Annotated in this window: 24 protein-coding genes; 9 read left to right on the top strand and 15 right to left on the bottom strand. The window is 72.0% G+C overall.

What is annotated here, in order from left to right; genetic code table 11:
- Positions 1–50: 50 nt before the first annotated feature.
- Genes G3576_RS17555 through G3576_RS17545 form a run of 3 tightly spaced genes read right to left on the bottom strand, consistent with a single transcriptional unit; the run spans position 51 to position 2,658 of the window.
- A complete protein-coding gene (locus G3576_RS17555) occupies positions 51–959 on the bottom strand; it encodes a dihydrodipicolinate synthase family protein (RefSeq protein WP_164695741.1) in 909 nt (302 codons plus the stop codon).
- 7 nt (positions 960–966) lie between these two features.
- Entirely contained in the window at positions 967–1,932 is a 966-nt protein-coding gene (locus G3576_RS17550; RefSeq protein ID WP_164695740.1) for a Bug family tripartite tricarboxylate transporter substrate binding protein, read from the bottom strand.
- A 36-nt stretch (positions 1,933–1,968) separates the two neighbouring features.
- Positions 1,969–2,658, bottom strand: coding sequence for a GntR family transcriptional regulator (locus G3576_RS17545; protein ID WP_164695739.1), 690 nt, complete (start codon positions 2,656–2,658; stop codon positions 1,969–1,971).
- 74 nt (positions 2,659–2,732) lie between these two features.
- On the opposite strand from G3576_RS17545, the gene G3576_RS17540 reads away from it, so the two are divergent.
- The 7 genes from G3576_RS17540 (at position 2,733) to lexA (ending at position 8,385) form a co-directional block, all read left to right on the top strand.
- On the top strand, positions 2,733–3,203 hold the full coding sequence (locus G3576_RS17540; RefSeq protein WP_164695738.1) for a hypothetical protein: 471 nt from the start codon (positions 2,733–2,735) through the stop codon (positions 3,201–3,203).
- Between the two features lie 75 nt (positions 3,204–3,278).
- Positions 3,279–3,869, top strand: coding sequence for an anthranilate synthase component II (locus tag G3576_RS17535; protein WP_164695737.1), 591 nt, complete (start codon positions 3,279–3,281; stop codon positions 3,867–3,869).
- A gap of 45 nt (positions 3,870–3,914) precedes the next feature.
- Positions 3,915–4,940, top strand: a complete 1,026-nt coding sequence (gene trpD / locus G3576_RS17530; protein WP_164695736.1) for an anthranilate phosphoribosyltransferase — start codon at positions 3,915–3,917, stop codon at positions 4,938–4,940.
- Positions 4,941–4,948: 8 nt separating this feature from the next.
- Positions 4,949–5,767, top strand: coding sequence for an indole-3-glycerol phosphate synthase TrpC (gene trpC, locus G3576_RS17525; protein ID WP_235952171.1), 819 nt, complete (start codon positions 4,949–4,951; stop codon positions 5,765–5,767).
- Between the two features lie 7 nt (positions 5,768–5,774).
- Entirely contained in the window at positions 5,775–6,248 is a 474-nt protein-coding gene (moaC, locus tag G3576_RS17520; RefSeq protein ID WP_164695735.1) for a cyclic pyranopterin monophosphate synthase MoaC, read from the top strand.
- Entirely contained in the window at positions 6,248–7,453 is a 1,206-nt protein-coding gene (locus tag G3576_RS17515; RefSeq protein WP_164695734.1) for a molybdopterin molybdotransferase MoeA, read from the top strand. Before moaC ends, G3576_RS17515 begins: the two co-directional genes overlap by 1 nt.
- Before the next feature lie 191 nt (positions 7,454–7,644).
- Complete coding sequence (gene lexA, locus G3576_RS17510; protein ID WP_164695733.1) at positions 7,645–8,385, top strand: transcriptional repressor LexA; 741 nt, start codon at positions 7,645–7,647, stop codon at positions 8,383–8,385.
- Positions 8,386–8,425: 40 nt separating this feature from the next.
- Here the strand turns inward: lexA and G3576_RS17505 are convergent, their stop codons facing one another.
- The 4 genes from G3576_RS17505 to G3576_RS17490 all read right to left on the bottom strand — a co-directional run bounded on the left by G3576_RS17505 (position 8,426) and on the right by G3576_RS17490 (position 12,175).
- Entirely contained in the window at positions 8,426–8,581 is a 156-nt protein-coding gene (locus tag G3576_RS17505) for a hypothetical protein (protein ID WP_164695732.1), read from the bottom strand.
- Between the two features lie 83 nt (positions 8,582–8,664).
- The gene (locus tag G3576_RS17500; protein WP_268888553.1) at positions 8,665–10,863 is read right to left on the bottom strand and encodes a ComEC/Rec2 family competence protein; all 2,199 of its coding nucleotides are present in this window, start codon (positions 10,861–10,863) and stop codon (positions 8,665–8,667) included.
- 51 nt (positions 10,864–10,914) lie between these two features.
- Complete coding sequence (locus tag G3576_RS17495; protein WP_235952170.1) at positions 10,915–11,346, bottom strand: septal ring lytic transglycosylase RlpA family protein; 432 nt, start codon at positions 11,344–11,346, stop codon at positions 10,915–10,917.
- Between the two features lie 76 nt (positions 11,347–11,422).
- Positions 11,423–12,175: a S1 family peptidase gene (locus tag G3576_RS17490; protein ID WP_164695731.1), complete on the bottom strand. Its 753-nt coding sequence runs from the start codon at positions 12,173–12,175 to the stop codon at positions 11,423–11,425.
- 271 nt (positions 12,176–12,446) lie between these two features.
- Here G3576_RS17490 and G3576_RS17485 point away from each other — a divergent pair, with 271 nt between their 5' ends.
- Positions 12,447–13,190: an ImuA family protein gene (locus tag G3576_RS17485; RefSeq protein ID WP_164695730.1), complete on the top strand. Its 744-nt coding sequence runs from the start codon at positions 12,447–12,449 to the stop codon at positions 13,188–13,190.
- A 255-nt stretch (positions 13,191–13,445) separates the two neighbouring features.
- Here the strand turns inward: G3576_RS17485 and glmS are convergent, their stop codons facing one another.
- Positions 13,446–15,269: a glutamine--fructose-6-phosphate transaminase (isomerizing) gene (glmS, locus tag G3576_RS17480; protein ID WP_164695729.1), complete on the bottom strand. Its 1,824-nt coding sequence runs from the start codon at positions 15,267–15,269 to the stop codon at positions 13,446–13,448.
- Between the two features lie 238 nt (positions 15,270–15,507).
- On the opposite strand from glmS, the gene G3576_RS17475 reads away from it, so the two are divergent.
- Positions 15,508–16,227 carry an FkbM family methyltransferase gene (locus tag G3576_RS17475; RefSeq protein ID WP_164695728.1) on the top strand — a complete coding sequence of 240 codons (720 nt, stop codon included), beginning with the start codon at positions 15,508–15,510 and terminating at the stop codon, positions 16,225–16,227.
- 30 nt (positions 16,228–16,257) lie between these two features.
- Here G3576_RS17475 and G3576_RS17470 read toward each other — a convergent pair whose 3' ends face one another.
- The 7 genes from G3576_RS17470 to G3576_RS17440 all read right to left on the bottom strand — a co-directional run bounded on the left by G3576_RS17470 (position 16,258) and on the right by G3576_RS17440 (position 24,552).
- Positions 16,258–17,352, bottom strand: a complete 1,095-nt coding sequence (locus G3576_RS17470; protein WP_164695727.1) for a glycosyltransferase family 4 protein — start codon at positions 17,350–17,352, stop codon at positions 16,258–16,260.
- Positions 17,349–18,425: a hypothetical protein gene (locus tag G3576_RS17465; protein WP_164695726.1), complete on the bottom strand. Its 1,077-nt coding sequence runs from the start codon at positions 18,423–18,425 to the stop codon at positions 17,349–17,351. Before G3576_RS17465 ends, G3576_RS17470 begins: the two co-directional genes overlap by 4 nt.
- A complete protein-coding gene (locus tag G3576_RS17460; protein WP_164695725.1) occupies positions 18,422–19,114 on the bottom strand; it encodes a hypothetical protein in 693 nt (230 codons plus the stop codon). Before G3576_RS17460 ends, G3576_RS17465 begins: the two co-directional genes overlap by 4 nt.
- A gap of 9 nt (positions 19,115–19,123) precedes the next feature.
- Complete coding sequence (locus G3576_RS17455; protein WP_164695724.1) at positions 19,124–20,212, bottom strand: class I SAM-dependent methyltransferase; 1,089 nt, start codon at positions 20,210–20,212, stop codon at positions 19,124–19,126.
- Between the two features lie 423 nt (positions 20,213–20,635).
- The gene (locus tag G3576_RS17450) at positions 20,636–22,348 is read right to left on the bottom strand and encodes a glycosyltransferase family 2 protein (protein WP_164695723.1); all 1,713 of its coding nucleotides are present in this window, start codon (positions 22,346–22,348) and stop codon (positions 20,636–20,638) included.
- A gap of 83 nt (positions 22,349–22,431) precedes the next feature.
- Complete coding sequence (locus G3576_RS17445; protein WP_164695722.1) at positions 22,432–23,553, bottom strand: hypothetical protein; 1,122 nt, start codon at positions 23,551–23,553, stop codon at positions 22,432–22,434.
- 18 nt (positions 23,554–23,571) lie between these two features.
- Positions 23,572–24,552 carry an NAD-dependent epimerase/dehydratase family protein gene (locus G3576_RS17440; protein ID WP_164695721.1) on the bottom strand — a complete coding sequence of 327 codons (981 nt, stop codon included), beginning with the start codon at positions 24,550–24,552 and terminating at the stop codon, positions 23,572–23,574.
- Positions 24,553–24,824: the final 272 nt, after the last annotated feature.

Here is a 24,824-nt window from a genome sequence, read left to right as displayed (position 1 = left end):
CCCCAACCGGCTACTTCAGCCGGCGTTCTTGTCCCAACCCGGCGGCGGCGTCAGCCGCTCGCCTTCTGCCACCCGGCCAGCACGCCGCGCAGCGCATCCGTCGCCGCCGGCGCCAGCGGCCAGGCCGCGGGCGGTCGCGCCGCACCGACATCCTCGCCCTTGAGCGCCAGCGACGCCTTCACGACGGAGACATTGGCGCCATTGCCTTCCTGCGCCCGCAACTTCTCGAAGCTCTCGATCGCCAGCACGGCGCGGTCTGCCGCCTCGAAATCGCCCGCCTCCAGCGCACGGAGCACCGCCATCGACAGATGCGGCGCCACGTTGATGACGCCCGACGTAAATCCGCGCGCCCCCATCGCCGTCATCGGCGGCGCCCAGGGCTCCGCGAGCCCGCAGATCCAGGCGAGGTGCGGCGCCGCGCGCCGGGCCGCCGCCAGCGTCAGCAGGTTCGGCGTCGCCCATTTCACGCCGGCCACCCCCGGCACCGCGCAGAGCCGCGCGATGGCATCGAGCCCGCCGCTGTCATCCCGGAGATACAGCAGCACCGGCAGCCCATCCGCCGCCTCCGCCACCCGCTCCACATAGGCCGCCACACCGCGCGGCGCGCGGAAGGGGTCCGGCGGCTGGTGGATCATGATGGCGTCGCAGCCATCCGCCTTCGCCGCCTTCGCGAGCGACGCCGCCTCCTTCACGCTGCGTCCCACGCCCGCCACCACGATGGCGCGGCCGCCGACCAGCCCCGGCACCGCGGCCTGCATGCGCCGCGCCTCCTCCAGCGTCAGGCCGTAGAACTCGGAGGTATTGCCGTTGACCGTCAGCGCCCCGATGCCGGCGCCGACCGCGCGATCGATGATGGGCGAGAGCTTCCCCGGCACCGGCTGGTCATCGCCATCGAAGGGCGTGACCAGGATGCCGGAAACGCCGCGCAGCGCCGCCGCCACGCGTGCCGATACTGCCATCAGTCTCTCACTCCACCCGAAGATTGGCGCGCCGCGCCACGTCGCCCCAGCGCCGCGTTTCCGCCGCGATGAAGGCCCTGAACTCGTCCGGGCTGCTGCCGACCAGCGTGAAGCCCAGCTCCGTCAGCCGCGCCGCCAGCGCCGGCTCCCGCAGCGCCGCCACCGCTTCCGCATGCAGCCGCGTCACGATCGCGGGCGGGGTGTTGGCGGGGGCGAAGAGGCCGTGCCAGGACAGGCTCTCGAAGCCCGGCAGCGCCTCCGCAATCGCGGGCACGTCCGGCGCCGCCGCGATGCGTTCCTTGGCTCCGACGCCGATCAGCCTGACGCGGCCTTCGCGGGCCAGCGGCAGAACCGAGGACAGGTTGTCGAAGGACATCGGCGTCTCGCCCGACATCACCGCCGTCATCACGCCGCCGCTGCCGCGATAGGGCACATGCACCACTTCCGCGCCCACCAGCTGGGCGAAGGATTCGCCGGCCAGATGGGTGGAGGTGCCGACGCCGGAGGTGGCGTAGCTGTAGAAGCCCGGCCGCGCCTTCACCAGCGCGATGAACTCGGCCAGATTCCGCGCCGGCACGTCGTTGTTGATGACCAGCGCATTGGGCTGGTGCGAGAGCTGCGTGATCGGCGCGAAGTCGCGCAGATTGTCATAGGGCATCCGCGCCATGATGGCGGGGTTGATCGCGTGGCTGCTGATCGTGCCCATGCAGATGGTGTTGCCATCGGGCGTCGCGCGCGCGCAGGCCTCCGCGCCGATATTCCCGCCCGCGCCGGGCCGGTTCTCCGCCACGAAGGTCTGGCCAAGACGGCGGCCCATCTCCTGCGTCACCAGCCGGCCGAGCGTATCGGTCACGCCGGCGGCGAAGGGGATGATCACGCGGATGGGCTGGGACGGCCAGGCGCGGGCCTGGGCGAAGGCCGGCAGCGGCAGCGCGGCGGCGGCAAGCGCCCCCAGCAGGTGGCGACGGTTCATTGTTCTTTCCTCCCTCGATGCGTTGACGCCGCCCCGTCAGGGCAGGGCGACGGATAGTGATCGCAAGGCATGCGCCTTCATCGCGGCCTCCGCCGCCTGGGGCTCGCCCGCGATGATGGCGTCCACGATCGCCTGGTGTTCCGCCAGCGCGGTGGCGCGTTCCTCGGCGGTGGAGAGGATCCGCTCCCGCGTCAGGTGGTCATAGGCGCGCAGCCCCTCCAGCAGCCGCGTCACGTCGCGGCTGGCGGCGGCGGCGTGGATCGCATCGTGCAGCGCTTCGTTCGCCAGCGTCACCGCGGCCGCATCCTCGCTCCGCATCGCGCCCGCGATCGCCTCCAGCCTGGCCCGCATCGCCGCGTGGTCGGCCGCCGTCGCGCGTTCCGCCGCCAGCCGGGCGGAGACCGCTTCCAGCGTCGCGCGGATCAGCCCGATCTCGAACAGCCGGTCCCGGCCGAGATCCGCCACATAGGTCCCGCTGCGGGGCCTCGTTTCCACCATCCCCTCGACCTCGAGCCGCCGCAGCGCCTCCCGCACCGGCTGGGCGGAGATGTCGAGCGCCGCGGCCAGGCCGCGTTCGGAGATGCGCTGGCCCGGCGCCAGGCTGCCGGCCACGATCGCCTCCCGGATCCGCGCATAGGCGCGGGCGGCGAGCGACTGGAGGTCGGTCTCGGTGAAGGGACGGAGGACGGACAGGGCGGACGTTCCCGGTTGGTGTTGATCTACCATGGCAGATGGCAGGGCGGCGTCAATCCATTCCGCGTGTGCGGGAAACGCCCTCAGGCCGTCGGTGTTGGACGGCCATGACGATATCCGGGCTGCTTCCCTCCGCGCTGATCGGCGCCGTCGCCAGCGCACGCTCCATGACCCCGATGGCGACCATCGCCACGGCCCGCCTTGCGGGTCGTCGCACGCCCGGGCGGCTCCTGCTGCTCGACCATCCCGTCTTCAAGCTCGGCGCGCTTGCCATGGGCGCGCTGGAACTGATGGGCGACAAGATGAAGACGGCGCCCGACCGCACCGTCTTCCTCGGCCTGCTGGCGCGCATCGCGAGCGCCGGGATCGCGGGCGCCGCCTTGGCCCCGCGCGGGCGCGAACGGCAGGGCGCGGCCGTCGCCGTCGCGGCCGCCGTGCCGCTGGCTTACCTCACGCTGGATGGCCGCAAGCGGGCCATGTCCCGCATCGGCCAGACGCGCAGCGGGTTGATCGAGGATGCGCTGGTCGTGGCCGCCGGCGCGCTGACCGTCGCCCTGACCATCGACCGGAACCGCTGACCCGATCGCCGGACAGCCCCGCCCCGCTTCCGCCACACTTGATTAACCGCGGGCGCGGGGCGACCATCCCACCGCATGATCCTGCTGATCGACAATTACGACAGCTTTACGTGGAATCTCTACCACTTCCTGGGCGACCTTGGAGCGGTGGTGGAGGTTCGGCGGAATGATTCCCTGTCGGCCGACGAAGCCCTGGCCCTGAAGCCGGACGCCATCGTCCTCTCCCCCGGCCCCTGCACGCCGAACGAGGCGGGCATCTGCCTCGATGTCATCGCCGCCGCCGCGGCCGAACGCCTGCCGCTGCTCGGCGTCTGCCTCGGCCACCAGGCCATCGGCCAGGCCTTCGGCGGCAAGGTGGTGCGGGCGCCGACGCCCGTACATGGCAAGGTCTGGGACGTGACCCATGGCGGCACGGACATCTTCGCGGGCCTCCCCTCCCCCTTCCGCGCCACCCGCTACCATTCCCTGGTGGTGGAGGACCTGCCCGAGACGCTGATCCCCACCGCCCGGACCTCGGATGGCCTGGTCATGGGCCTGGCGCATCGGGACCTGCCGATCTGGGGCGTGCAGTTCCACCCCGAGAGCATCGCCAGCGAGCACGGCCACGACATGCTGCGCAATTTCCTGGCGCTGGCTGCGCAACGCAACGCCTTCGCTACCGCCTGACCCAATGGCACCCCGAGACACCTTCGCCATGCAGACCGCGGCAGCATGAAGAAAATCCTGGCGCGCCTCGCGCAGGGCGAGCGGCTCGCGGAAAGCGAGGCCGAGGCCGCTTTCGGCATGATCATGGCCGGGGAGGCCACCCCCGCCCAGATCGCCGGCCTGCTGATGGCCATGCGCGTGCGGGGCGAGACGGTGGCGGAGATGACCGGCGCGGTGCGGGCCATGCGCGCCCGCATGATCGCGGTGGAGGCGCCACCGGATGCCATCGATATCGTCGGCACGGGCGGCGACGCCGCCGGCACGCTGAACATCTCCACGGCTGCCGCCCTGGTCGTGGCCGGCGCCGGCGTGAAGGTGGCGAAGCACGGCAACCGCGCCCTCTCCTCCCGCTCCGGCGCCGCCGATGCGCTCTCGGCGCTTGGCATCCCCGTGATGGAGACGCCGCTGGAGCGCCTGCCCGCCGTGCTGGCGGAAGCCGGCATGGTCTTCCTGATGGCGCCCCGGCACCACTCGGCACTCCGCCACGCCGCCGGCCCCCGCGTGGAACTCGGCACCCGCACCATCTTCAACCTGCTGGGGCCGCTCGCGAATCCCGCCCGGGTCAAGCGGCAGATGACCGGCGCCTTCGCCCCGGAATGGCTGCGCCCCATGGCGGAGACGCTGGGGCGCCTCGGCACCGAGCGCGCCTGGCTGGTCCATGGCATGGGCCTCGATGAGTTGACCCTCGCCGGCCCCTCCCAGGTGGTGGAGCTGAAGGACGGCACGATCCGGGAGTTCGAGGTCTCGCCGGACGATGCCGGCCTGCCCCATGCGCCGACCGAGGCGCTGCGCGGCGGCGACCCCGCGGAGAACGCAGCCGCCCTGGTGGCGTTGCTGGAAGGTGCCCCCGGCCCCTACCGCGATGTTGTCCTGCTCAATGCCGCGGCCGGCTTGGTCGTGGCGGGCGCGGCCCCCACCTTGCGGGACGCCGTGCCGATCGCCGCGCGCGCCATCGATGGCGGCGCGGCGCTCGGTGTGCTCAATCGCCTCCGCGCCGCCGCGGCGCCGCCTCCCCCCGAACCGACTGCCTGAGTAGCCCGATGAACGCCCCCACCCCCGTCATGTCCGACACGCTGGCCCGCATCCTCGCCGACAAGTACGAGGAGGTGCGGGAGCGTTCGGCCGCCGTCACCCTCTCCGAGATGGAAAAGCGCGCCGCCGCCGGCGATGCGCCGCGCGACTTCACCCGCGCCCTCTGCGACGCGGTCGCGGAGGGCCGCGTCGGGCTGATCGCCGAGATCAAGCGCGCCTCCCCCTCGGGCGGCCTGATCCGCGACCCCTTCGAGCCCGCCAGCATCGCCCAGGCCTATGAGAAGGCCGGCGCCGCCTGCCTCTCCGTGCTGACGGACGGCCCCTGGTTCCAGGGCGACCTTGGCCACATGGTCCAGGCCCGCGCCGCCTGCTCCCTGCCGGTTCTCCGCAAGGACTTCATGGTCCACCCCTGGCAGGTCTTCGAGGCCCGCGCGATGGGCGCCGATGCCATCCTGCTGATCCTGGCGGCGCTGTCCGACGACCAGGCGCAGGAGCTGGAGGACGTGGCGCGTTCGCTCGACATGGCCGTGCTGGCGGAGGTGCATGACCGGCGCGAGCTGGATCGGGCGCTGGGGCTGGAGACGCGGCTGATCGGCGTGAACAACCGCAATCTCAAGACCTTGGTGACCGATCTTGGGACATCGGACGAGCTGATCCCGCTGATCCCCGCGGACCGCATCCCGGTCGGCGAGAGCGGCATCCGCACCCCCGACGACGTCCGCCGCATGTGCCGCGCCGGCGCCCGCTGCCTGCTGGTCGGCGAGCACCTGCTGCGCCAGCCGGATGTGGAGGCGGCGGCGCGGGAACTGATCACCGCCCTCGACTGAGCCCCCCGTGACGAAGCTCACCCATTTCGACGAGGCCGGCCGCGCCGCCATGGTGGATGTTTCCGCCAAGGCGGAGACCAGCCGGACGGCCACCGCCCGCGGCCGCGTGGTGATGGCGCCGGAGACGCTGGCCCTGATCCAGGCCGGCCAGGTCGGCAAGGGGGATGTGCTGGGCGTGGCGCGCATCGCCGGCATCATGGCCGCCAAGAAGACCAGCGACCTGATCCCGCTCTGCCACCCCCTGCTGATCTCCAAGGTCACGGTGGACCTGACCCCCGCGCCGCCCGATGCGGTGGAGATCGAGGCGACGGTGAAGCTGACCGGCCAGACCGGCGTGGAAATGGAAGCGCTGACCGCCGTCACCGTCGCGGCGCTCACGGTCTATGACATGGTCAAGGCCGCCGACCGCGCCATGCGGATCGAGGATGTGCGCCTGGTCCATAAATCCGGCGGCAAATCCGGGACTTACGAGGCGAGCTGATGCTCTCGGTCGAGGAAGCAAGGGCCCGAATCCTGGCCGGCCTCGGCCCCACCCCCGCCGAGGCCGTGCCGCTGCCGGAAGGCTGGGGGCGCATCCTGGCGCGGCCCGTGGTCGCCCGGCTGACGCAGCCCCCGGCCGACGTCTCCGCCATGGATGGCTATGCCGTCCGCGCCACCGATGCCGCGCTCGGCGCGCGCCTGGCCGTGGTGGGATCCGCGCCGGCCGGCCACCCCTATGAGGGCACGGTCGGCCCCGGCCAGGCGGTCCGGATCTTCACCGGCGCCTTCATCCCGGAAGGCGCGGACGGGATCCTTCTCCAGGAAGATGCCGTCGCGGCCGACGGCGTGGTCGAGGTGCGGGAGGCCGTGCGCGCCGGCCGCTGGGTCCGCCGCCGGGGCCTCGACTTCGCCGAGGGCGAGGCGCTGATCGCCCCCGGCCGCCGGCTGACGGCCCGCGATATCGGTCTGGCCGCCGCCGCCAACCACCCCTGGCTGATGGTCCATCGCCGCCCCCGCATCGGCATCCTCGCCACGGGCGACGAGATTGCCCTGCCCGGCGACCCGATCCCCCCCGGCGGCATCGTCAGCAGCAATGCCCATGCCATCGCCGCGATGGTCCGCGCCGGCGGCGGCGATCCCCTGGTCCTGCCCATCGCCCCCGATGACCGGGAGGCGATCGCCGCCACCGCCAGCGCCGCCCGCGCCTGCGACCTGCTGGTGACGACCGGCGGCGCCAGCGTCGGCGACCACGACCTCATCCAGACCGCGCTGGGGCAGGACGGCTTCGCGCTGGATTTCTGGAAGATCGCGATGCGGCCGGGCAAGCCGCTGATCTGGGGTCGCCTCGGCGCCACCCCGGTGCTGGGTCTGCCGGGCAACCCCGTCTCCGCCATGGTCTGCGCCGTGCAGTTCCTGATGCCGGCCCTCGCCGCCCTCTCCGGCGCGCCTGCCGGCCCCCCGCCCACCATCCCGGTCCAGGCCGGGGCGCCCCTGCCGGAGAACGACAAGCGCTTCGACCACCTGCGCGCGACGCTGGCCACCGACCGCGACGGCCGCCTGGTCGCGACGCCCTTCCCGCAGCAGGATTCGTCGATGCTGAAGACGCTGGCGCGGGCGGAATGCCTGATCCTGCGTGCGCCCTACGCCCCCGCGCTGCCGGAAGGCGCTGTGGTGGAGGCGATTCCGCTGGACCGGCTCGGCCTCTGATTCGGCCGATTCCTGGGCAATCCGCCGATCAAGAATCTCGATTCACCCCAGGTTTTTCCTGGGTCTGTGGAAAACATTTGACGACGCCGCAGGAACCTACATAGAACATCCACGTCGGTTGCTTGTTTGTTCGGGGCAACGGCGCCCCTACCCCGCGGAACGCCCGCCGGGAACCGGCAGTGGAGAGACCCATGCTCACGCGCAAGCAGCACGAATTGCTGATGTTCATCGACCGGCACCTGCGCGCCACCGGCTTCTCCCCCTCCTTCGAGGAGATGAAGGAAGCGCTGCGCCTGAAGTCGAAGTCGGGCATCCATCGCCTGATCACGGCGCTGGAGGAGCGGGGCTTCCTCAAGCGACGCGCCCATCGCGCCCGGGCGCTCGAAGTGCTGCGCCTGCCGGAGAATGTCTCGCCCCGCCGCGCCGATCCCGCGCCCGTGGCCGCGCCGCCCCCGGCCGCGCCCGCCGCGCCGGCCTTCTCCCCCAACGTCATCCGCGGCAATTTCGCGCCGGGCCTGGCCGGCGTGCAGAAGACCGCCAACGACACCGCCGCGGTGCAGCTTCCCCTCTATGGCCGCATCGCCGCCGGCCTGCCGATCGAGGCGCTGCGCGACGCGGCGGCGAGCGTGGACGTGCCGGCCGCCCTGCTGGGTGGCGGCGAACACTACGCGCTGGAAGTCGCCGGCGATTCGATGATGGAGGCAGGGATCCTGGACGGCGACACCGTCATCATCCGCCGCGGCGACACGGCCGAGAACGGATCCATCGTGGTGGCGCTGGTGGATGAGGCGGAGGTGACGCTGAAGCGGCTGCGCCGCCGGGGCAATTCCGTCGCCCTGGAACCCGCCAACCGCGCCTATGAGACGCGAATCTTCGGACCCGACCGGGTCCGGGTGCAGGGCCGCCTGATCGGCCTGCTGCGGAAGTACTGAACCGCGAAGGCCCGGCCGCGAGGCCGGGCCCTTCAGCCCCTCAATACGGGTCCCATTCGGACAGGCGCTGCTCGCGCCAGGCATGCAGGCGCTGCCACGCCATGAGCGCCCCGACGCCCAGCAACAGACCCATGCCGACAAGGCCGAGGTCCATCAGCGCGGGATGGGCGGCGATCGTCGTCATCATGTCCTTCATTCCCTCGTTTCCGTCCCTGCAGTCTGCGCGTCGAAGGGATAAGAAACGGTAACCGTCACCGTTCCGTCATGGCAGGCAGTTGATCATCCACCCGGATCGATCGGTGCCAGGGGCAGGCTTTCCGCCCGGCCCGGCAGCGGCACCGGCGGCACCCAGGGCCGATCTCCCCGCCAGGCACGGTCCGACACCACCCGCACGCCCTCCCCGCCCAACCAGGCCGCCTGCGCGCCATCGCGCCACATGGCGAAGCGGTCGATAGTCTCCCCCGACCGGCAGCGCGGCCGGACCGGCTCCAGCGCCAGGATCAGCGCCGCGCGACCGCAGGCGGCCGCCAGCGCGGCTGCGTCGGGCGGATCGGCCCGGCGGCCCCGCGCGGGTGGGGGGCTGCGCAGCAGCACCGCCTCGCCCACCCCCGGCCGGGGTTGGAAGCGGCAGGAAGCCGGCGTGCAGGCGATGGCGCCGCCTGCCACCTCCCCGCTGTCCGGCAGCGGGGTCGCCGCCGCCGCGCCCATGGCGCGCAGCATCGAATCCCGGGTGAAGTTGCTGGCGCCGGGCAGGCGATGCAGGAACACGCCCTCCGCCGTCCGCAGCGCCACGATCCGGGCATCCGGGGAGACCAGCAGGTCCGGCGCCGGCGTCACCTGCCCCGCCGCCAGCCCCGCCACCACCACCGGCACCCCCAGCAGGCGCGGCCAGCCCCGCCAGAGGCAGAGCCAGCAGAAGCCGAAGACGGCAACCCCCAGCCCCCAGCCCGGCAGCGGCACCATCACCGGCGCGGCATCCGGCCAGGCGGCGATTAGACGCGCCACCCAGAGGATGCCCTCCGTCCCCCAGCCCATCACCGCCAGCGGCCACGCCTCCAGCCCCAGCGGCATGGCCAGCATCGCGACAAGCCCCGCCGGCATCACCAGCAGCGACGTCAGCGGCACCGCCACCGCATTGGCCGCGATGCCATAGATCTGCAGCCGCCCGAAATGGTGCAGCCCGAAGGGCGTCGTCGCGGCGCCCGCCAGGGCGGAGGTCGCGACCAGCCCGAACACCACCAGCACCGCCCGCCGCCAGGCCCGCGACCCCGTGGCGCCGCCCGCCCGGAAACGCGCGACCGGCCCGCGCAGCGCCTCATGCCCCGCCACCAGGGCCAGCACCGCGCCGAAGGACATCTGGAAGGACGGCCCCGCCACCTCGTTCGGTGCCACCAGGATCACGGCCGCGGCCGCCACCGCCACCACGCGCACCGAGAGCACGCGCCGCCCCGCCAGCATGGCCACCGTCATCAGCGCCGCCATGCCAAGGCAGCGCTGCATCGGCACCTGCGACCCCGTGAGCAGCATGTAGAAGGCGCCCGCCGCCAAGGCGGCCAGCGCCGCCACCGGCTTGGCCGGCACCCGCAGCGCCAGCCAGGGCACCAGCGCGATCGCGGCCCGCAACACCCCGAAGACCAGCCCGATCACGATCGCCATGTGCAGGCCGGAGACGGAGAGCAGGTGCGCCAGCCCCGAATCGCGCATGGCCTGCATCGCCGGCTCCGGGATGGCGCTCTGCGTGCCCGTCAGCAGCGCCGCCGCCACCGCGCCGGCCGCGCCCGGGATGGCTTCCGCGACCCTCCGATCCAGCCAGGCGCGAAGCCCCGCCAGCAGCGGCGCCTCCTCCCCCGGCTCCACCGTCACCGCCCCCAGCGCGAAGCCCGACCCGCCCAGGCCGGAGAAGAAGGCCGCGCGCTGGAAGTCCCACCCGCCCGGCACGACGGGCGCGCCAGGTGGCCGGATCAGGGCGCGCAGGGACACCACGTCACCGGGCAGGGGCCGGGCCGGATCGTCGGCCCGCAGGCGCACCCGGATCGTGCGCGCCAGCGTCTCCCCCTCCCCGATCCGGGCCTGCTCCAGGACCAGGCGCCTGCCATCCGGCAGCGGCTGCACCTCCGCCACCACCCCCGAGAGCTGCACGGCGCTGAAGGGCAGGGTCAGCGGCGGCGGAAGGCGCGCCGCATGCCAGCCGGCGATCCCCAGCCCAAGCAGGAAGGCCGCCCCAAGCCCCAGCGCCCAGCCCGCCAACAGCCATCGCCGCGCCAGCCAGAAGCCGAACACCCCCAGGGGCAGCACCAGCCAGAGCGGCTGCCAATCCGGCTCCCGGTCCAGGTTCAGGTAGTGCAACACCCCGGCGCCCAGCGCCACCGCCAGCCAGGGCGCGAAGCGCCCCTGCTGGCAGGCAAGCGCCGCCTGCATCCCCGCCCGGAGACGCGGGATGAAGACCAGCCGCTCGACAGGGCGCAGGGCCAGGGACATCACGCCGGATGGTCGTCAGCCCCGGCGCGAATTACAACCTATTGGTTCGATCTATTCATCCCGGCCCGCATTGGCCTGACGACCGATCGGGCGCACCTCCACCGGCGCCGTCCCGCTCTCCCGCATGCCGAGTTCATCCGCCGTTCGCGGCGACAGATCGATGATGCGGCCGCGGATGAACGGCCCGCGATCCTCGATCACGACGGTCCGGCTTTCGCCATTGCGCAGATTCGTCACCTCCGCGACCGTGCCGAGCGGCAGGGTGCGATGCGCGGCCGAATTGGACTCCGGGTCGAAGGGCTCGCCATTCGCCATCGGCCGGCCGGTGAAGCGCTCGGGATGGTAGAAGGACGCCTGGCCGCGCTGGGCATCACCGCGCGTTTCATTGGCGATGGCGCCTTCCGGCGCCACCGGGTTCAGGGCCGGGGCCGCACAGGCAGCCAGGGCCAGGGCCGCCACCATCGTCATCCGCGTGATCCGCATCGCTCTCTCCTCCTGCTGTCCGTGCCCCCGCCACGGCATTCCGCCCTATCGGCGCGCAGGGGACGTCAGGCCCCGGTCAGGGTTGCGGAGGACTCACGCCATGGTGGGCCAGGAGCCGGCCAGACGGCGCGATCCGTTCGGATTCGGCCAGTGCGGCAGCGATGGATAGGAAGAAAACCTCCCTGCCATCGCTTCCACGGGCGAGGCCATCCAGGTCCAGGCCCGTCAGCGCCGCCAGCGCCGTGGCGCCACCACCACCCGGCAGCGCCGTCACCAGGCCGCGCAGATGCCCCGCCTCATCCAGGGCAGGCCCGCCCGAATACCCCATCAGCGCGCCGATCCTGGCGGTGAATCCGGACCCTCGCCCCGGCATGACCGCGGCCGGCCGCGTCACCACGCCCACCGCCATCGCCGCCCCGGCCGAAGGCGATCCCAGCGCCCAAAGCCGCTGCCCCGCCACCACCGCGCCCTGCTCGACCGGCACGGGCTGGAACAGGCCCAGCGGCACCGCCAGCACCGCCAGATCCATCGCCTCGCTACGCGCCAGTACCCGGGCCTGGGCCCGGCCGATGCCATCCCCCCGCCGCGCCTCGACAACCTCCACCCCCGCCGGCAGCAGATGCGCGCTGGTCAGCAGCCGTCCCGGCGCCACCGCCACGGCTGAACCGAGCGGCGCCCCGTGGCTCGACAAGGCCGCAAATCCCCAGGCCGCGACGGCCGCCGCCGGCGTCGCCCGCGCCTCCTCGGCCGGCAGCCGCGCACAGGCCATGAGCGGCAGGCACAGGCCCATCACCAGCCAAGCCCTGCGCGACAAAGGGGCGACTCGCATTCCGGGGCTCCCGCCATGGAGACCCCGGGTTGTGCGGCAGCAGGATTAAGAAGCCGTTCGGTTGAATGGAAGCGCCATGCGAAACCTCCACCAACTTCTCATCGACGACGCACAAAACGCTGTTTTCAAATAATAAAACAAGATCGTATCGGCACCGTCTTTCCAAACTGCTTGACTGCGACCACCTCGGGGTCGGAACATAGCAAGAACAGCCATGGCCCCCGATATCCCTCCCCCCCTTGCCGCGAACACCCCGCCGGACGGTCTTCCCATGGACCGGCCCGCCCTCATGGCCGCGCTCCGCGCCCGCATCGGCCGCCTGGAACGCGGCGGCGCCGCCTCCGCCCTCGCCCGTGCCGAAGCCGGCAGCGTGCCCCTGGCCGACACCATCGACGCCACCCTGCCCGATGGCGGCCTGGCCCGCGCCGGGCTGCACGAGATCCTCGCCGCCGAAGCCGGCGCCGCCACCGGCTTCGCCAGCCTCATCCTCGGCCGGGCCAGCAGCCTGACCGGCGCCGCCGGGGGTGGCCCCATCCTCTGGATCGGCCCGGACCCGGATGCCTGGCCCTCCGGCCTCGCCCGCTACGGCCTCTCCCCCGCCGACCTCATCATGGTCCGCGCCCCCCGCCCCGCCGACGCCCTCTGGGCCATGGAGGAAGCGCTGCGCTGCCCCGCCGTCGCCGGCGCCCTGCTGACCCTGGCCGACATCGACCTCACCGCCGCCCGCCGCCTCCAGCTCGCCGCCGAAGCCGGCGGCGCCCTCGGCCTGCTCCTCCGCCCGGATACCGAAGACCCCGGCCCCTCCGCCGCCCTCACCCGCTGGCGCGTCAACGCCCTGCCCAGCCTCGGCGGCAACCAGCACAGCCTCGGCGACCCCCGATGGTCCCTCGACCTGCTGCGCTGCCGCGGCGGCCAACCCCGCAGCTGGACCGCCACCTGGCGCACCACCCTCGACCGACTGGACACCGAAGCGGACACAACCCCGATCCCGGCGACAAGGCGACGGCGGGCGTAGCGGGGCGGTGTTGCGCTGATGATTCACGAGGGGGCGTTGCCCCCTCGCGCTCCCCCACCAAAGGCCAGCGGGCCTTTGGAAACCATGGAAATGGGATGGGGAAGGAGGGGGCTGGTGCGCCCGTTCCACCGGTGCGCCAGCCCCCTCCTTCCCCATCCCATCACCTCGCGGTCCAGGGTCCCGTTGGACCCTGGTGGGGAGGGTCCGGGAGGGGCAAGGCCCCTCCTGGAAGCAACCAGCGCAACACCCGCCCCGCTACTCCACCGTCACGCTTTTCGCCAGGTTCCGGGGCTGGTCCACGTCGGTCCCTTTCAGGGCGGCGACGTGGTAGGCCAGGAGTTGGACGGGGATGCTGTGCAGGATCGGCGCGGCGAAGGGGTCGATGCCGGGCAGGGTGATGACCTGTTCGGCGAAGCGGCTCAGGGCCGGGGCGCCGGTGGCGTCGGTGAAGGCCATGATGCGCCCGCCGCGTGCCGCGGCTTCCTGCAGGTTGGAGGCCGTCTTCTCGAACAGCGGCCCGGAGGGGCAGAGGGCGATCACGGGCACCGCCGGGTCGATCAGGGCGATGGGCCCGTGCTTCATCTCACCCGCCGCATAACCTTCGGCGTGGATGTAGCTGATCTCCTTGAGTTTCAGCGCCCCTTCCATGGCGATCGGGAACATGGATCCGCGGCCGAGGAAGAGCACGTCCCGCGCCGCCATGATCTCGGCCGCCAGGGCCTTGATGCGGTCGTCCTGTTCCAGCACGGCGGCGGCGTGGCCGGGGATGGAGAGCAATGCCTGGGTCAGCCGTTCCTCCTCCGCCACCTCGATCGTGCCGCGGCTGCGGGCGAAGCCCAGCGCCAGGCAGGCGAGGACGGAGAGCTGGGCGGTGAAGGCCTTGGTGGAGGCGACGCCGATCTCCGGCCCCGCCACGGTCAGCAGCGCGGCGTCCGACAGGCGGGCCATGGTGCTTTCCGGCACGTTGACGATGGACAGCACCCGCTGCCCGCCTTCCTTCAGCAGGCGGAGTGCCGCCATGGTGTCCGCCGTCTCCCCGGACTGGGAGACGAGGATGGCGCCCCCGCCCGGTGCCAGAGGCGGGTCGCGGTAGCGGAGTTCGCTGGCGACGTCGGCGTCGCAGGGGATGCGGGCGAGCTGTTCGATCCAGTAGCGCCCGACATGGGCGGCCAGGAAGGCGCTGCCGCAGGCGGAGAGCGTCAGCCGCGGCACCACCGCCGGGTCGAAGGGCAGGCGCGGCAGGCGCACCGCGTGGGTGCCGGGGTCGAGGTACTGGCGGAGCGTGTCGCCGATGACGGCGGGGTGCTCGTGCAGTTCCTTCTCCATGAAGTGGCGGTAGTTGCCCTTGCCGACCGCGGCGCCGGAGACGGCGGTGACGACGACGGCGCGGTCCACCGGCCGGTCGGCGGCATCGTGGAAGCGCGCGCCGCCTTCCGTCACCTCCACCCAGTCGCCCTCCTCGAGGTAGGCGATGCGGCGCGTCAGCGGCGCCAGGGCCAGGGCGTCGGAGCCGAGGAACATTTCCCCCTCCCCGAACCCCACGGCCAGCGGCGCGCCCTGCCGGGCGCCGAGCAGCAGCTTCGGATGGCCGGCGAAGATGGCGGCCAGCGCGAAGGCGCCGTGCACGCGCTTCAGCGCGGCCGCGAAGGCGGCGGTGGGGGCCAGGCCCTGGGCCAGCAGGTGGTCCAGCAGCCGGACGAAGGTCTCGGTATCCGTCTCCGTCTCGAACACCGCGCCTTCGGCTTCCAGCTCGGCGCGGAGCTCGGCGTGGTTCTCGATGATGCCGTTGTGGACCACGGCGACCCGGGCAGTGGCGTGCGGGTGGGCGTTGCGTTCGGTCGGCGCGCCATGCGTCGCCCAGCGCGTATGGCCGACGCCGGTGGTGCCCGGCAGCGGGTCCTGGCCCAGCACGGCGGCGAGGTTGCCGAGCTTGCCCTCCGCCCGGCGGCGATCGATGTGACCGTTCACCAGCGTCGCGATGCCGGCGCTGTCATAGCCCCGGTATTCCAGGCGCCGCAGCGCATCCAGCAGCAGCGGACCCGCATCCGCCCGGCCGATCACCCCCACGATCCCGCACATGAAGCCGGCAGTCCCCCTGTAGCCTTATCCGCGCGGGACATTAGGCGATGCTGTCGCGCCGGCGGAATGCTGCGCCGCCGCAAACCCGGCCGCGGGGCGATCATAAGATGCTTCCGGGCATTGCGCCGGCGTCCCGGGCATCGCCCCGGCGCATCGCCCCCCTCGCGCCATGTCGGTCGTCATGCCCGCCCTGGTCGCGGGGCTTGGCAGCCCCGGGCTACAGGCGCAGTAGTGATCCATGAGCATCGACCCCGTCCGCGCGACACCGGCGGCGCTGCCGCCCGCCAGGCCTCCCCTCTTCTTCCAGCATGTCCGGCGGCAGATGCCGGACTACGCCTTCAGGGTGATCTTCGACGTCGGGGCCAATATCGGGCAGAGCTGCACCGCTTTCGCCGTGGCGGCGCCGGAAGCGGAGGTGATCCATGCCTTCGAACCGGTGGCCTCCACCTTCGCCGTGCTGGCCGGCAACGTCGCGGCCAATCCCCGGATCAAGCCCTGCCACGCCGCGCTCGGCGCCACCTCCGGGGAGGCGATGATGACCGCGCGCGCCCTGAGCACCAACAACCGCGTCATCCCGGCGCGGCCCGGGGCGCGGAACACCGAAAGCGTCACCATCCTCACGGGCGACCAGTTCTGCGCCCATCATGGGATCGAGGCGATCTCCTACCTGAAGATCGACACCGAGGGGCATGACCTCGATGTGCTGAAGGGCTTCGCCGGGACGCTGCCGCGAATCGACTTCGTGCAGGTGGAAGCCTCGATGAACCCGTACAACACCCTGCATGCCCCCTTCCGGGCGCTGGAGGACCTGCTGCGGGATGCCGGTTTCCTGCTGTTCCAGTTCTACGACCAGACCTTCCAGAACCAGCTGCCGGTCCTGCGCCGCGCCAACCCGGTCTTCATCCACAGCCGGTTCTACGAGGCCGCCAAGGCGCTCAAGGATGCGCAGGGCGCCTGAAGAGGTCAGCGACCAGGGGGGCTGACCGGGTCAGCCCGGCACCCCCAGCCACTCCAGCACCGGCGCCGCCATCACCGCCGCGTTGAAGCGCGACGCCTGCGGCACGGCATGGGCGGCGAGTTCCGCCTGCAGGGCCGGATTCGCCATCTCCTCCAGCGCCGCCAGGAAGCCATCGATGCTGAAGGGGTCGAAGAACAGCCCCGCCGGCCCGATCACCTCCGGGAAGCTGGAGCTGAGCGAGGCGAGCACCGGCTTGCCGAGGCTCATCGCTTCCACCGCCGGAATCCCGAACCCCTCATAGACCGAGGGATAGACCAGGAATTCCGCGTGCCGCAGCAGCCGGTACTTCGCGAATTCGGAAATGAAGCCGGTGAAGCTGATCCGCGCCTGCGCTTGCGGCGACAGCTGCGCCAGGGCCTGGTCCGCCATCCAGCCCCGCGCCCCGATGACCACGAAATGCAGGTCGGCCGCGGCGACGGAGGGTTCTTCCAGCGCCCGCAGCAGCAGGCGCAGATTCTTGCGCGGCTCCACCGTGCCGATCACCACGGCATAGCGCCCCAGCCGGATGGCCGGCTGGTTGCGGTCCATGGCCTCGAACCCCTCGGGCCAGTCGACGTACTGGTACATCACCCGCGTCTTCGGGCGGACCCAGGGGACATAGGCACAGAGCGCCTCCTGCGTCGCCTCCGAACAGCAGAACACCACCTCGTCCGACGCCATCTGGTCCCGCAGCGGGTCCAGGTGGAAGGCCACGTTCTCCGGCACATGGGTGTCGGGCATCACCAGCGTGCTGATGTCGTGGATCGTGCTGGCCTCCCGCGCCACCGCGCCGGGGCTCGGCTTGACGGAGGGGTAGAGCAGCGGGATGGCGGGGTCGATCGCCGGCCGCCGCGCCTCCTGCTGCACGCTCTCCACCTCCGTATGGATGGCGTCGCGCAGATAGGTCCCGGTGCCGATGCGGATCGCCTGGCGCACCGCCTCCTCCGGCACCCCGTTCGGGCCCTGGCAGAAATGCAGCCGCAGATGCGGGTCCAGCGCCTGCACCAGGCGGCGGGTGAAGACCGGGATGCCCGTCCACTGGCTTTCCAGCAGCGGGGTGATGTCGATGGTGAGCGCGGGCTTCATGGCACCTGCCCCGTCGTCACCGGCAGCAGGCCGAGTTGCGGCCGGATGCGCCGCACCGGCACCGCGCGGCCGAGCCAGGTGGAGAAGAGGGAGGCGGGGCCGGAAAGCGACCCGCTGCCGGTCAGCGTCACCTCCCCCACCGCGTCGAAGATGTCCCGCCCGAAATGCCAGAAGGGGACATGGGCATGCAGCGTCAGCCGGGCGCCGGCCAGCGCGGCGGGATCCGGCATCCCCGCCACGAAGCGCACGGCCCAGGAGGAGAGGCGGGGCAGCGCGATGCCGCTGCGGCTGAAGGCTTCCAGCACCGCCTCCACCTGGTCCTTGGTGGCGGCATCGTCGCGGTCCAGCGCCGGCAGGCCGATCAGCAGCGGGCCCTTCGCGGGGTCCAGCACCACCTCCCGCACCTGCCTCGCCAGTTCCACCACGAAGGGATGGTCGCTCAGCGCGCCGAGGGTCAGCGGCACGTAGTGCGGCGGCTTCGGCAGGGGCACGCCCTCCATCGCCTCCTTCGCGCTCAGCACGCCGGCATAGCCATGGTTGCCGGGCAGCCAGACGAAGGGCGTGTATTGCGCGGGCTCGCCCACCGGCGTCACCGCGAAGCCCAGCGGCAGCATCGGCGGCCTGATCCAGCGCGACCCCAGCCGGAAGGTCAGCGTGCCGTTGACCTGGGAGGCAAGGCCCGCGAAGGCCTCCGGCACCAGCCGCACCAGCCGGTTCAGCGCCCCCTCCCGCGACGTCATGCCGCGGGGGAAGAAGAACATGTGGTTGCGCAGCCCCGGGATCAGCCGGAGCGTGTTGCCATCCGTCAGCGCCAGGTGGTCCTGCGCGCCGCCGGACTGCGCATCCAGCCAGTCGCGTGCCGCGCCATGGGTGAAGATTTCCGGCCGGGCGACGAAGCGGATCTCGGTCTGCTGCGCCTCCGCCGACTGCATCACCAGCAGCAGCGCCAGCCGCAGATCGGGCGGCAGCACCGCATCCCGCAGGCAGCGCCAGGGGTAGAGGGAGCCGGGCAGGTCCAGCCCCGAGAGATGCACCGCCGGGACCGAGACAAGCAGGACGGAACCACCGCTCACGCCGCGTCCGCCCCGTCATCCAGTGTCAGCTCGGGCGCAGCCGGCGGCGCCGCGGCGGTCGCGAAGACGAAGGCCGGCTGCACCGGGGATGGCAGCAGCCGCGGCCGGGACCGGAACTCCCCGCTATCCGCCAGGATGGCCAGCAGGCCGAAGGGCGTCAGCGCGCCGCGGCGCATCAGCTTCTCGTAGCTGGCGAAGCCGACCGGATCGGCCGGCCGTCCGAGCACGTAGCCATAGGCGGCGCGGATGAAGGCGGGCAGACCTTCCTGCGCGATGAAGGCCGCGAACAGATCCCCGCACCCCGCCAGCTGGTCGATGGAGCGCAGCATGGTGGGGTCTTCCGCCACCACCGCCTCCACCGTCTCGCAGTCATGGTGCTCGACATGGCGGATCGGCAGCTGCGGCTGCACATGCAGCACCGCGCCCGTCGTGGCCTCCACCAGCCGCAGCCTCTGCGCCGCCAGCGCCTCGGGCCCCAGCGCCGCGCGCAGGCGGAAGGCGCACCAGCCGTAGCGGAGTTGGGCGTCCATCAGGTCCTCGCGGAACAGCTCCGCCCGCCCGGCCGCCACCGCCGTCCCGTCATCCAGCAGCACCGCCAGCGCCAGGGTCTCACGCGGCCGCTGCGGGTCGCAGGCCCAGCCCTCGATGATGCCGGCCTGGGTCACCGCATCCAGATGCGCCAGGGTCATGGACCGGTTCTAGTCAAGGCGCACGCGCCGGGCGATGAACTGGGTCGAGATCCGGTCGAAGCCCGGCAGGCTGTGGTCGCGCGCGACATGCAGCGGCTGGAAGCCAAGTTCCTTCAGGATGCCGAAGACGATGTCCTGCCGCAGCACATGCACCTCCGGCTCCTCCGCCGGCGGCGCGGCCATCCAGGCGGCGGTATCATAGGCATAGCCTTCCAGATGCGTCAGCAGCTGGAAGACGGCGATGCCCCCGATCCGCACCCGCGCCAGGCAGCGCCGCAGGATCTGCGCCTGCAGCGGCGGCGGGTTCCGGTGCAGCACCATGCGGGAATGGAAGAAGTCGTGCTGCGGCACGTCCAGCGTGCGGATGTCCTTCACCACCGCCAGCGTGACGTTGCGCCGCCCCTCCGCCCGCACTGCCGCCTGCGCCAGGTCGAGATGCGGCTGGGAGATGTCGAACCCCGTCACCTTCTTGAAGACCGCGCCGAAGGGCACCGTCACGCGGCCCACGCCGCAGCCGTAATCCACCGCCTCCGGATGGTCCGCCACATCGATCTCGAGGGCCGCCAGCCGCCGCTTCAGCACATCGGTCTCGTCCCGGCCGGTCTTCTCGAAGGCCTCCCGGTTCTTCTCCACCTGGTCGGGCGCGAAGCGACGCTCCCCGAGCACGGAGAAGAAGGGCCGCTTCTGGCCCAGCTCCGTCCAGACGCGGCGGACCTGCGCCAGCATCCGCTCCGTCTCCTTGGAGGAGACCTCGATCTCCATCGGCACGGGCTCGTAGCCCGCCGCGCGCCGGATGCCGGGCGTCGCCATGGCGGCATAGGCCACGCGCTGGAACTCGGCGGATCCCATGATGCGGTCGCGCAGCGCGCCGATATCCTTCACGGCGGCCAGGTGGCCGGCCACCACGGCTTCCGATTCAGGCTCCCTTCCCAGCAGCAGGCGGTAGGCGGCGGCCACGTCGGCGGCGGTCGCGGTGCGGTCGATCGGCTTCGGCGGAGGCTTCTTCGCGGCGGCTTTCGGCGCCGGCGGCGCCTTCGCCGGCGCGGGCTGGTCCGCGCGCGGCGCGGCTGCGGGTTCGGAGGTCTTCACTGCGCTCACGAGCGATCCCTTCTCCGTCTCAAGCCTACCCGTGCCGGGGCTCACACCCCCGCCCTGGCGGCCCCCCGTACGCCGCCGGTTGCCGGCGCCCGAGCCCTGGACCGCCTCAGCCACAAGCGCCACCCTGGGTTGCACGCCACGGGCCGCCGGTCCTGCCCGGCGGGGGCGGCGTCTGTCGAGGATGCGCTTGTTGTTGAGCCCCCCTGCCCCACGGCTCCCCACCCCATCGCGCAGGGTTGCCGCCTGACAGCCGTGGCGCTTTTGCCACCGTTGCGCGAAGCGTAAACGTGTTCGTCCACGACGCCAATATCGCAGCGCAGCAAATCATGAATAAATCGTTAGGTTGTGCATGTCTCGGGGAACCGGGGTTGATCGATCGGCCGTCACGGCACGGCGGGTGGCCGCGCGACCATGTCGAATCGGTCAGGTGATTTCGAAGATGTGGCCCAGCAGGGCGGCCAGCAGCCGTTCCGGGGAAACGCGCTGCCGCGGCGACATGACGCAGAGGCTGCCCGCCTGCTCCTCCAGGTGGAAGTAGTCGAAGACCCGCTGGTAGCCCGGCCGCCGGTCATTGATGTCCTGCATCATCACCAGTGGCATCGGCCCCTGCCCGCTGCGCGCCGCGGCCATCAGGGCGACGGAGACGCAGCAGGCCACGCGGAAGCGGCCGTCGACGAAGACCAGGTCGGGGCTGCTGCCGCGACGGTCCCAGGCGTCCCACATCGCCGCGATGTAGCGCGGCCAGGGCTTCACCTCCTGCCGGTCGGCCGGCGCGCCCCAGGCGCCGACCGCCCCGATATTCCCGTGCACCAGGCTGCACCGACCCGCCGCGACCTCCGCCGCGACCTCCTCGTGCCGCGATACGGCGGCGAGCCAGGCCGGGTCCGATTCCACCCCGACCACCGCCTCGAAGCCCTGCCGCACCGCCAGCAGGGTGGAGGCGCCGAGACCGAATTCCGCGTAGCGCCGCCGGCCGCTCCCCAGCACGCGGCCGAACAGCGCGAGTTCCTCCGGCGTCATGCGCGGCTTGCCGATGGCGCCCTCGTCCCTCCCCCGGGACGGGGCCTTGCCATCCGCCAACTCGTCCGGGACCTCCGCGCCGGAGGCAGGCTCCGCTTCAGCCGTTGCGGCGTCGAGGGAGAGCGCAGGCGCCGCGACAGCGGCCTTCGCCGCCCCGCCCGTCCTGGCTGCCCGGGCAGCCGCCTTCTCCGCCGCGGCGGCGGCCTTGGCGGCGGCGGCGGCGGCCTCCCGCTCCAGCGCCCGGGCCCGCGCCGTCGCCTCCTCCTGCCGCAGCGTCTCCAGCCGCGCCGCGTCGGGGAAGTCGAAGGGCTGGTCCTGCAGCCCGAGCACCACGGTGCGCGCGAAGCCCGCGGCCTCGAACTTCGCCTCGTTCATGTGCAGGCCGACCGCGCCGATGTAGCGCGCATTCACCACATTGGTGTTCAGCGCGACCCGGCCGAGGAAGTAGGTCACCGCCTTCTTCACATCGTCCTGGGAGGAGACGCCCGCCATGATCCCGCGCGACCGGTAGTGCCGCAGGATCTCCGGCGTCGGCCGCAGCCGGTAGTCCCGCCCCAGCACCATGGCGTAGTAGTCCGCCATCACCGGCTGCATCTCCTCCCAATGCCGCCGGAACAGGCCGAAGCCCCAGAGATGGCCGAGCCGCCGCAACACCCGCGCATTCTTGCGCTGGTCGGCCTCCGTCGCCTGCAGGTTGCCGTAGCAGGCGAAGTAGCCGACCTGCCCGGATTCCGCGCAGGCGGCGCGCATCCGGTCCAGCGTCGCCAGGTAGTTCGGCTCCAGCACCAGGTCGTCCTCGAAGAAATAGGCGCAATCGGCGCCGATCTCCCGGAACATGTGCGTCTCGGCGCGGAAGAAGTTCTCCGCCACGCCGAGGTTGCTCGGCGCCGCCATCACCTGGCCGCCCGGGAAGATCTCCCGGAACACCGCGATGCAGGCCTCGATATCCGCGGCCTCGGCGCAGATGCGCCCGCTCTGCGCGTTGCGCCAATTGTCCTGGAACAGGATGACCTGCCGTTCCTCGATCGCCGCCCCCTGCTGGGCCGCCAGGCTCGACAGCACCTGCCGCAGGTAGTCCGGCCGGTTGAACGACATCACCGCGATGGGCGCGTGCATCGGTCTCGTCTTCCCATCCTGTACGGCCGCAGCCGCCTGTTCGCCCGACGGGCAGGCGGCCACCGCCGCGTCCCGCTTCACCCTCAGCCGAGGTAGAACCCCTTGCCCTGCGCCTCGCGGCTGCGGAGCAGCGACCGGCGCACCTGCCGCAGCGTGCGCACGCCGACATTCTTCGCGTAGTATTCGTCGTCGGTCGGCAGCCGGTCCATCAGCAGCCGCCACAGCGCCTCCAGCTCCTCCCGAGTGACCAGGCGGTCGGGGTTGAAGAAGGTGCGGCGCATGACGGCCAGTTCGCGCTCATAGGCATCGCGCCGATGGGCGCTGCAGGCCTCGAACTTCTCCGCCGCGATGCGGTCCAGTATCTCGGCCGAGCCTTCGGGCAGCGTGGCCGGCAGCGTCTCCGCCACCGGCACCTCGGCGAAGCCATGGGCGGCGAAGCGATCCTCCCGGAAGCTCTCCCCCACCGCGCCGATGTAGCGGGCGAAGCCCACATCCGTGTTGATGCGCGCGAAGCCGAGATCGGCGCAGGCCATGGTCTTCGCCACGTCCTGCGACGACGCCATGGAGGAGACGCGGCAGCTCTCGAACAGCTCGACGATCCGCAGATGCGGCCGCGCCTGGTAGTCCACCTGCTGGTAGACCTGGTGGAACGGCTTCAGCCAGGGCTGCAGCGCCTGCCAGCAATGCCGCGTCAGCCCGAAGCCCCAATGGTGTTCCAGCGGCACGATCTGCGGCGCCTGCGGGTCGCCCTGCCGGCGGTGGTCGCCATAGGCCGCGAAATAGCCGAGCCGCTTGTGCCGCCCGAAGCGCGCCGCCAGCACCTCCATCATCGCGAGGTAGGCGGGGCCGAGCTCCAGGTCCTCCTCGAAGAAATAGGCGATGTCGGCCCGCAGCGTCTGGAAGGCGTGGCGCTCCCCCCGCAGGATGTTCATCGCGACGCCGAGGTTCTCCGGCGCCGGATGCACCTGGCCGCGCGGGAAGACCTCCCGGAAGGCGGCGATGCTCGCCTCGATCAACGCGGGATCGGCATAGGTGATGGCCGAACGCCGGGACTTCGCACCATCCTGCATCAGGTGGATTGAGGCCTCGTCCAGCAGGACGCCCTGCTGCGCCTTCAGCGACCGGCACAGCCGGCGCAGGTAGTCGGGCCGGGCGAAGGCGAAGATGATGATGGGCGCCTGCACCACGGATAGGTCACTGGACATGGATCGGACCGGGCCGGATCAGCCGAAATGGCCGCGCCACCAGCCGACGAAGCGCGTCAGCCCGGTGCGCAGGTCGGTGGTCGGCTGCCAGCCGAAATCACGCTTCATGGCGGAGACGTCGGCGAAGGTGGCGGGCACGTCGCCGGGCTGCATCGGCAGCAGCTCCGTCACCGCCTTCGCGCCCAGCAACTCCTCCAGCATGCCGACCATGTCCAGCAGCTCTTCCGGGTTGCTGTTGCCGATGTTGTAGAGGCGATGCGAGGCCGCGGCCGGCGCATGGTCCAGCGCCGCGATGATGCCGGCCACGATGTCGTCCACGAAGGTGAAGTCGCGACGCATCTTCCCCTCGTTGAACAGCCGGATCGGCCGGCCCTTCAGCATCGCGTCGGTGAAGAGCCAATAGGCCATGTCGGGCCGGCCCCAGGGGCCATAGACCGTGAAGAAGCGAAGCCCCGTCAGCTTCAGCTTGTAGAGGTCCACATAGACCTTCGACATCAGCTCCCCCGCCGCCTTGGTCGCGGCATAGAGGCTGGCCGGGCTGTCCACCCGGTCACCCTCCCGGAAGGCGCCATCGGTGCGGGAGCCGTAGACCGAACTCGTGGAGGCATAGACGGTGTGGCCGATCCGCCCCTCGCTCCGCCGCACCGCCTCCAGGATCGCCAGGTGGCCGGTGACATTGGCGGCCGTATAGGCGAAGGGCGCTTCCAGCGACCAGCGCACGCCGGCCTGCGCGCCCAGATGCACCACGCGGTCGATCGCGGGATCGGCCTTGAACAGCGCCAGCACCGCATCCTGGTCCGACAGGTCGATCTGGTGGAAGGCGAAGGCCCCCGCCTCGGCCTTTCCCGTCAGCGCCGCCAGCCGCGCGCGCTTCAGCGCCGGGTCGTAATAGGGGTTGAGGTTGTCGAGCCCGACCACCTGCTCACCCCGCGCCAGCAGGGCCTGGGCGACATGCGCGCCGATGAAGCCGGCGGCACCGGTGACGAGGACCTTGCCCATGCTCAGCGCACCGGCGCCGGAAGGGGGATGCCGGGCATGACGGGGGTAGGGAGGGGCATCGGGCGGCTTCCTTGGTCTCCGCGTCCCGCCGGAAGGCGGGGTGCGGGAAAATCCCCTGGGGCGGGATCGGACACCCCCGCCCTATACCGGCCAGGGCGCCGCCCGGCCAGATGCAAGCCCGGCAGGACGCAACCGTGCGAAACGCGGGATCGGCCGGCCGCCACCCCGACACAACGCTGTGGTGCTACGGCATGAGGCAAGGTTGCACCCGA

Origin of the sequence: Falsiroseomonas algicola (assembly GCF_011040385.1) — a bacterium.
GTDB classification, from domain to species: Bacteria; Pseudomonadota; Alphaproteobacteria; order Acetobacterales; family Acetobacteraceae; genus Falsiroseomonas; species Falsiroseomonas algicola.
Note: the sequence above shows the minus strand (reverse complement) of the source record. Positions and strands in the feature narration are given on the sequence as shown.

What these genes read in the sequence shown, in the direction of transcription:
- G3576_RS17440 (WP_164695721.1), bottom strand. Translation starts at nt 24,552, where the DNA reads ATGGGCAAGGTCCTCGTCACCGGTGCCGCCGGCTTCATCGGCGCGCAT.
- G3576_RS17545 (WP_164695739.1), bottom strand. Translation starts at nt 2,658, where the DNA reads ATGGTAGATCAACACCAACCGGGAACGTCCGCCCTGTCCGTCCTCCGT.
- G3576_RS17445 (WP_164695722.1), bottom strand. Translation starts at nt 23,553, where the DNA reads ATGTCCAGTGACCTATCCGTGGTGCAGGCGCCCATCATCATCTTCGCC.
- G3576_RS17555 (WP_164695741.1), bottom strand. Translation starts at nt 959, where the DNA reads ATGGCAGTATCGGCACGCGTGGCGGCGGCGCTGCGCGGCGTTTCCGGC.
- G3576_RS17460 (WP_164695725.1), bottom strand. Translation starts at nt 19,114, where the DNA reads ATGACCCTGGCGCATCTGGATGCGGTGACCCAGGCCGGCATCATCGAG.
- G3576_RS17535 (WP_164695737.1), top strand. Translation starts at nt 3,279, where the DNA reads ATGATCCTGCTGATCGACAATTACGACAGCTTTACGTGGAATCTCTAC.
- G3576_RS17500 (WP_268888553.1), bottom strand. Translation starts at nt 10,863, where the DNA reads ATGTCCCTGGCCCTGCGCCCTGTCGAGCGGCTGGTCTTCATCCCGCGT.
- G3576_RS17475 (WP_164695728.1), top strand. Translation starts at nt 15,508, where the DNA reads ATGAGCATCGACCCCGTCCGCGCGACACCGGCGGCGCTGCCGCCCGCC.
- G3576_RS17490 (WP_164695731.1), bottom strand. Translation starts at nt 12,175, where the DNA reads ATGCGAGTCGCCCCTTTGTCGCGCAGGGCTTGGCTGGTGATGGGCCTG.
- trpC (WP_235952171.1), top strand. Translation starts at nt 4,949, where the DNA reads ATGAACGCCCCCACCCCCGTCATGTCCGACACGCTGGCCCGCATCCTC.
- G3576_RS17550 (WP_164695740.1), bottom strand. Translation starts at nt 1,932, where the DNA reads ATGAACCGTCGCCACCTGCTGGGGGCGCTTGCCGCCGCCGCGCTGCCG.
- G3576_RS17515 (WP_164695734.1), top strand. Translation starts at nt 6,248, where the DNA reads ATGCTCTCGGTCGAGGAAGCAAGGGCCCGAATCCTGGCCGGCCTCGGC.
- G3576_RS17450 (WP_164695723.1), bottom strand. Translation starts at nt 22,348, where the DNA reads ATGCACGCGCCCATCGCGGTGATGTCGTTCAACCGGCCGGACTACCTG.
- G3576_RS17540 (WP_164695738.1), top strand. Translation starts at nt 2,733, where the DNA reads ATGACGATATCCGGGCTGCTTCCCTCCGCGCTGATCGGCGCCGTCGCC.
- glmS (WP_164695729.1), bottom strand. Translation starts at nt 15,269, where the DNA reads ATGTGCGGGATCGTGGGGGTGATCGGCCGGGCGGATGCGGGTCCGCTG.
- lexA (WP_164695733.1), top strand. Translation starts at nt 7,645, where the DNA reads ATGCTCACGCGCAAGCAGCACGAATTGCTGATGTTCATCGACCGGCAC.
- G3576_RS17505 (WP_164695732.1), bottom strand. Translation starts at nt 8,581, where the DNA reads ATGAAGGACATGATGACGACGATCGCCGCCCATCCCGCGCTGATGGAC.
- G3576_RS17495 (WP_235952170.1), bottom strand. Translation starts at nt 11,346, where the DNA reads ATGCGGATCACGCGGATGACGATGGTGGCGGCCCTGGCCCTGGCTGCC.
- trpD (WP_164695736.1), top strand. Translation starts at nt 3,915, where the DNA reads ATGAAGAAAATCCTGGCGCGCCTCGCGCAGGGCGAGCGGCTCGCGGAA.
- G3576_RS17470 (WP_164695727.1), bottom strand. Translation starts at nt 17,352, where the DNA reads ATGAAGCCCGCGCTCACCATCGACATCACCCCGCTGCTGGAAAGCCAG.
- G3576_RS17485 (WP_164695730.1), top strand. Translation starts at nt 12,447, where the DNA reads ATGGACCGGCCCGCCCTCATGGCCGCGCTCCGCGCCCGCATCGGCCGC.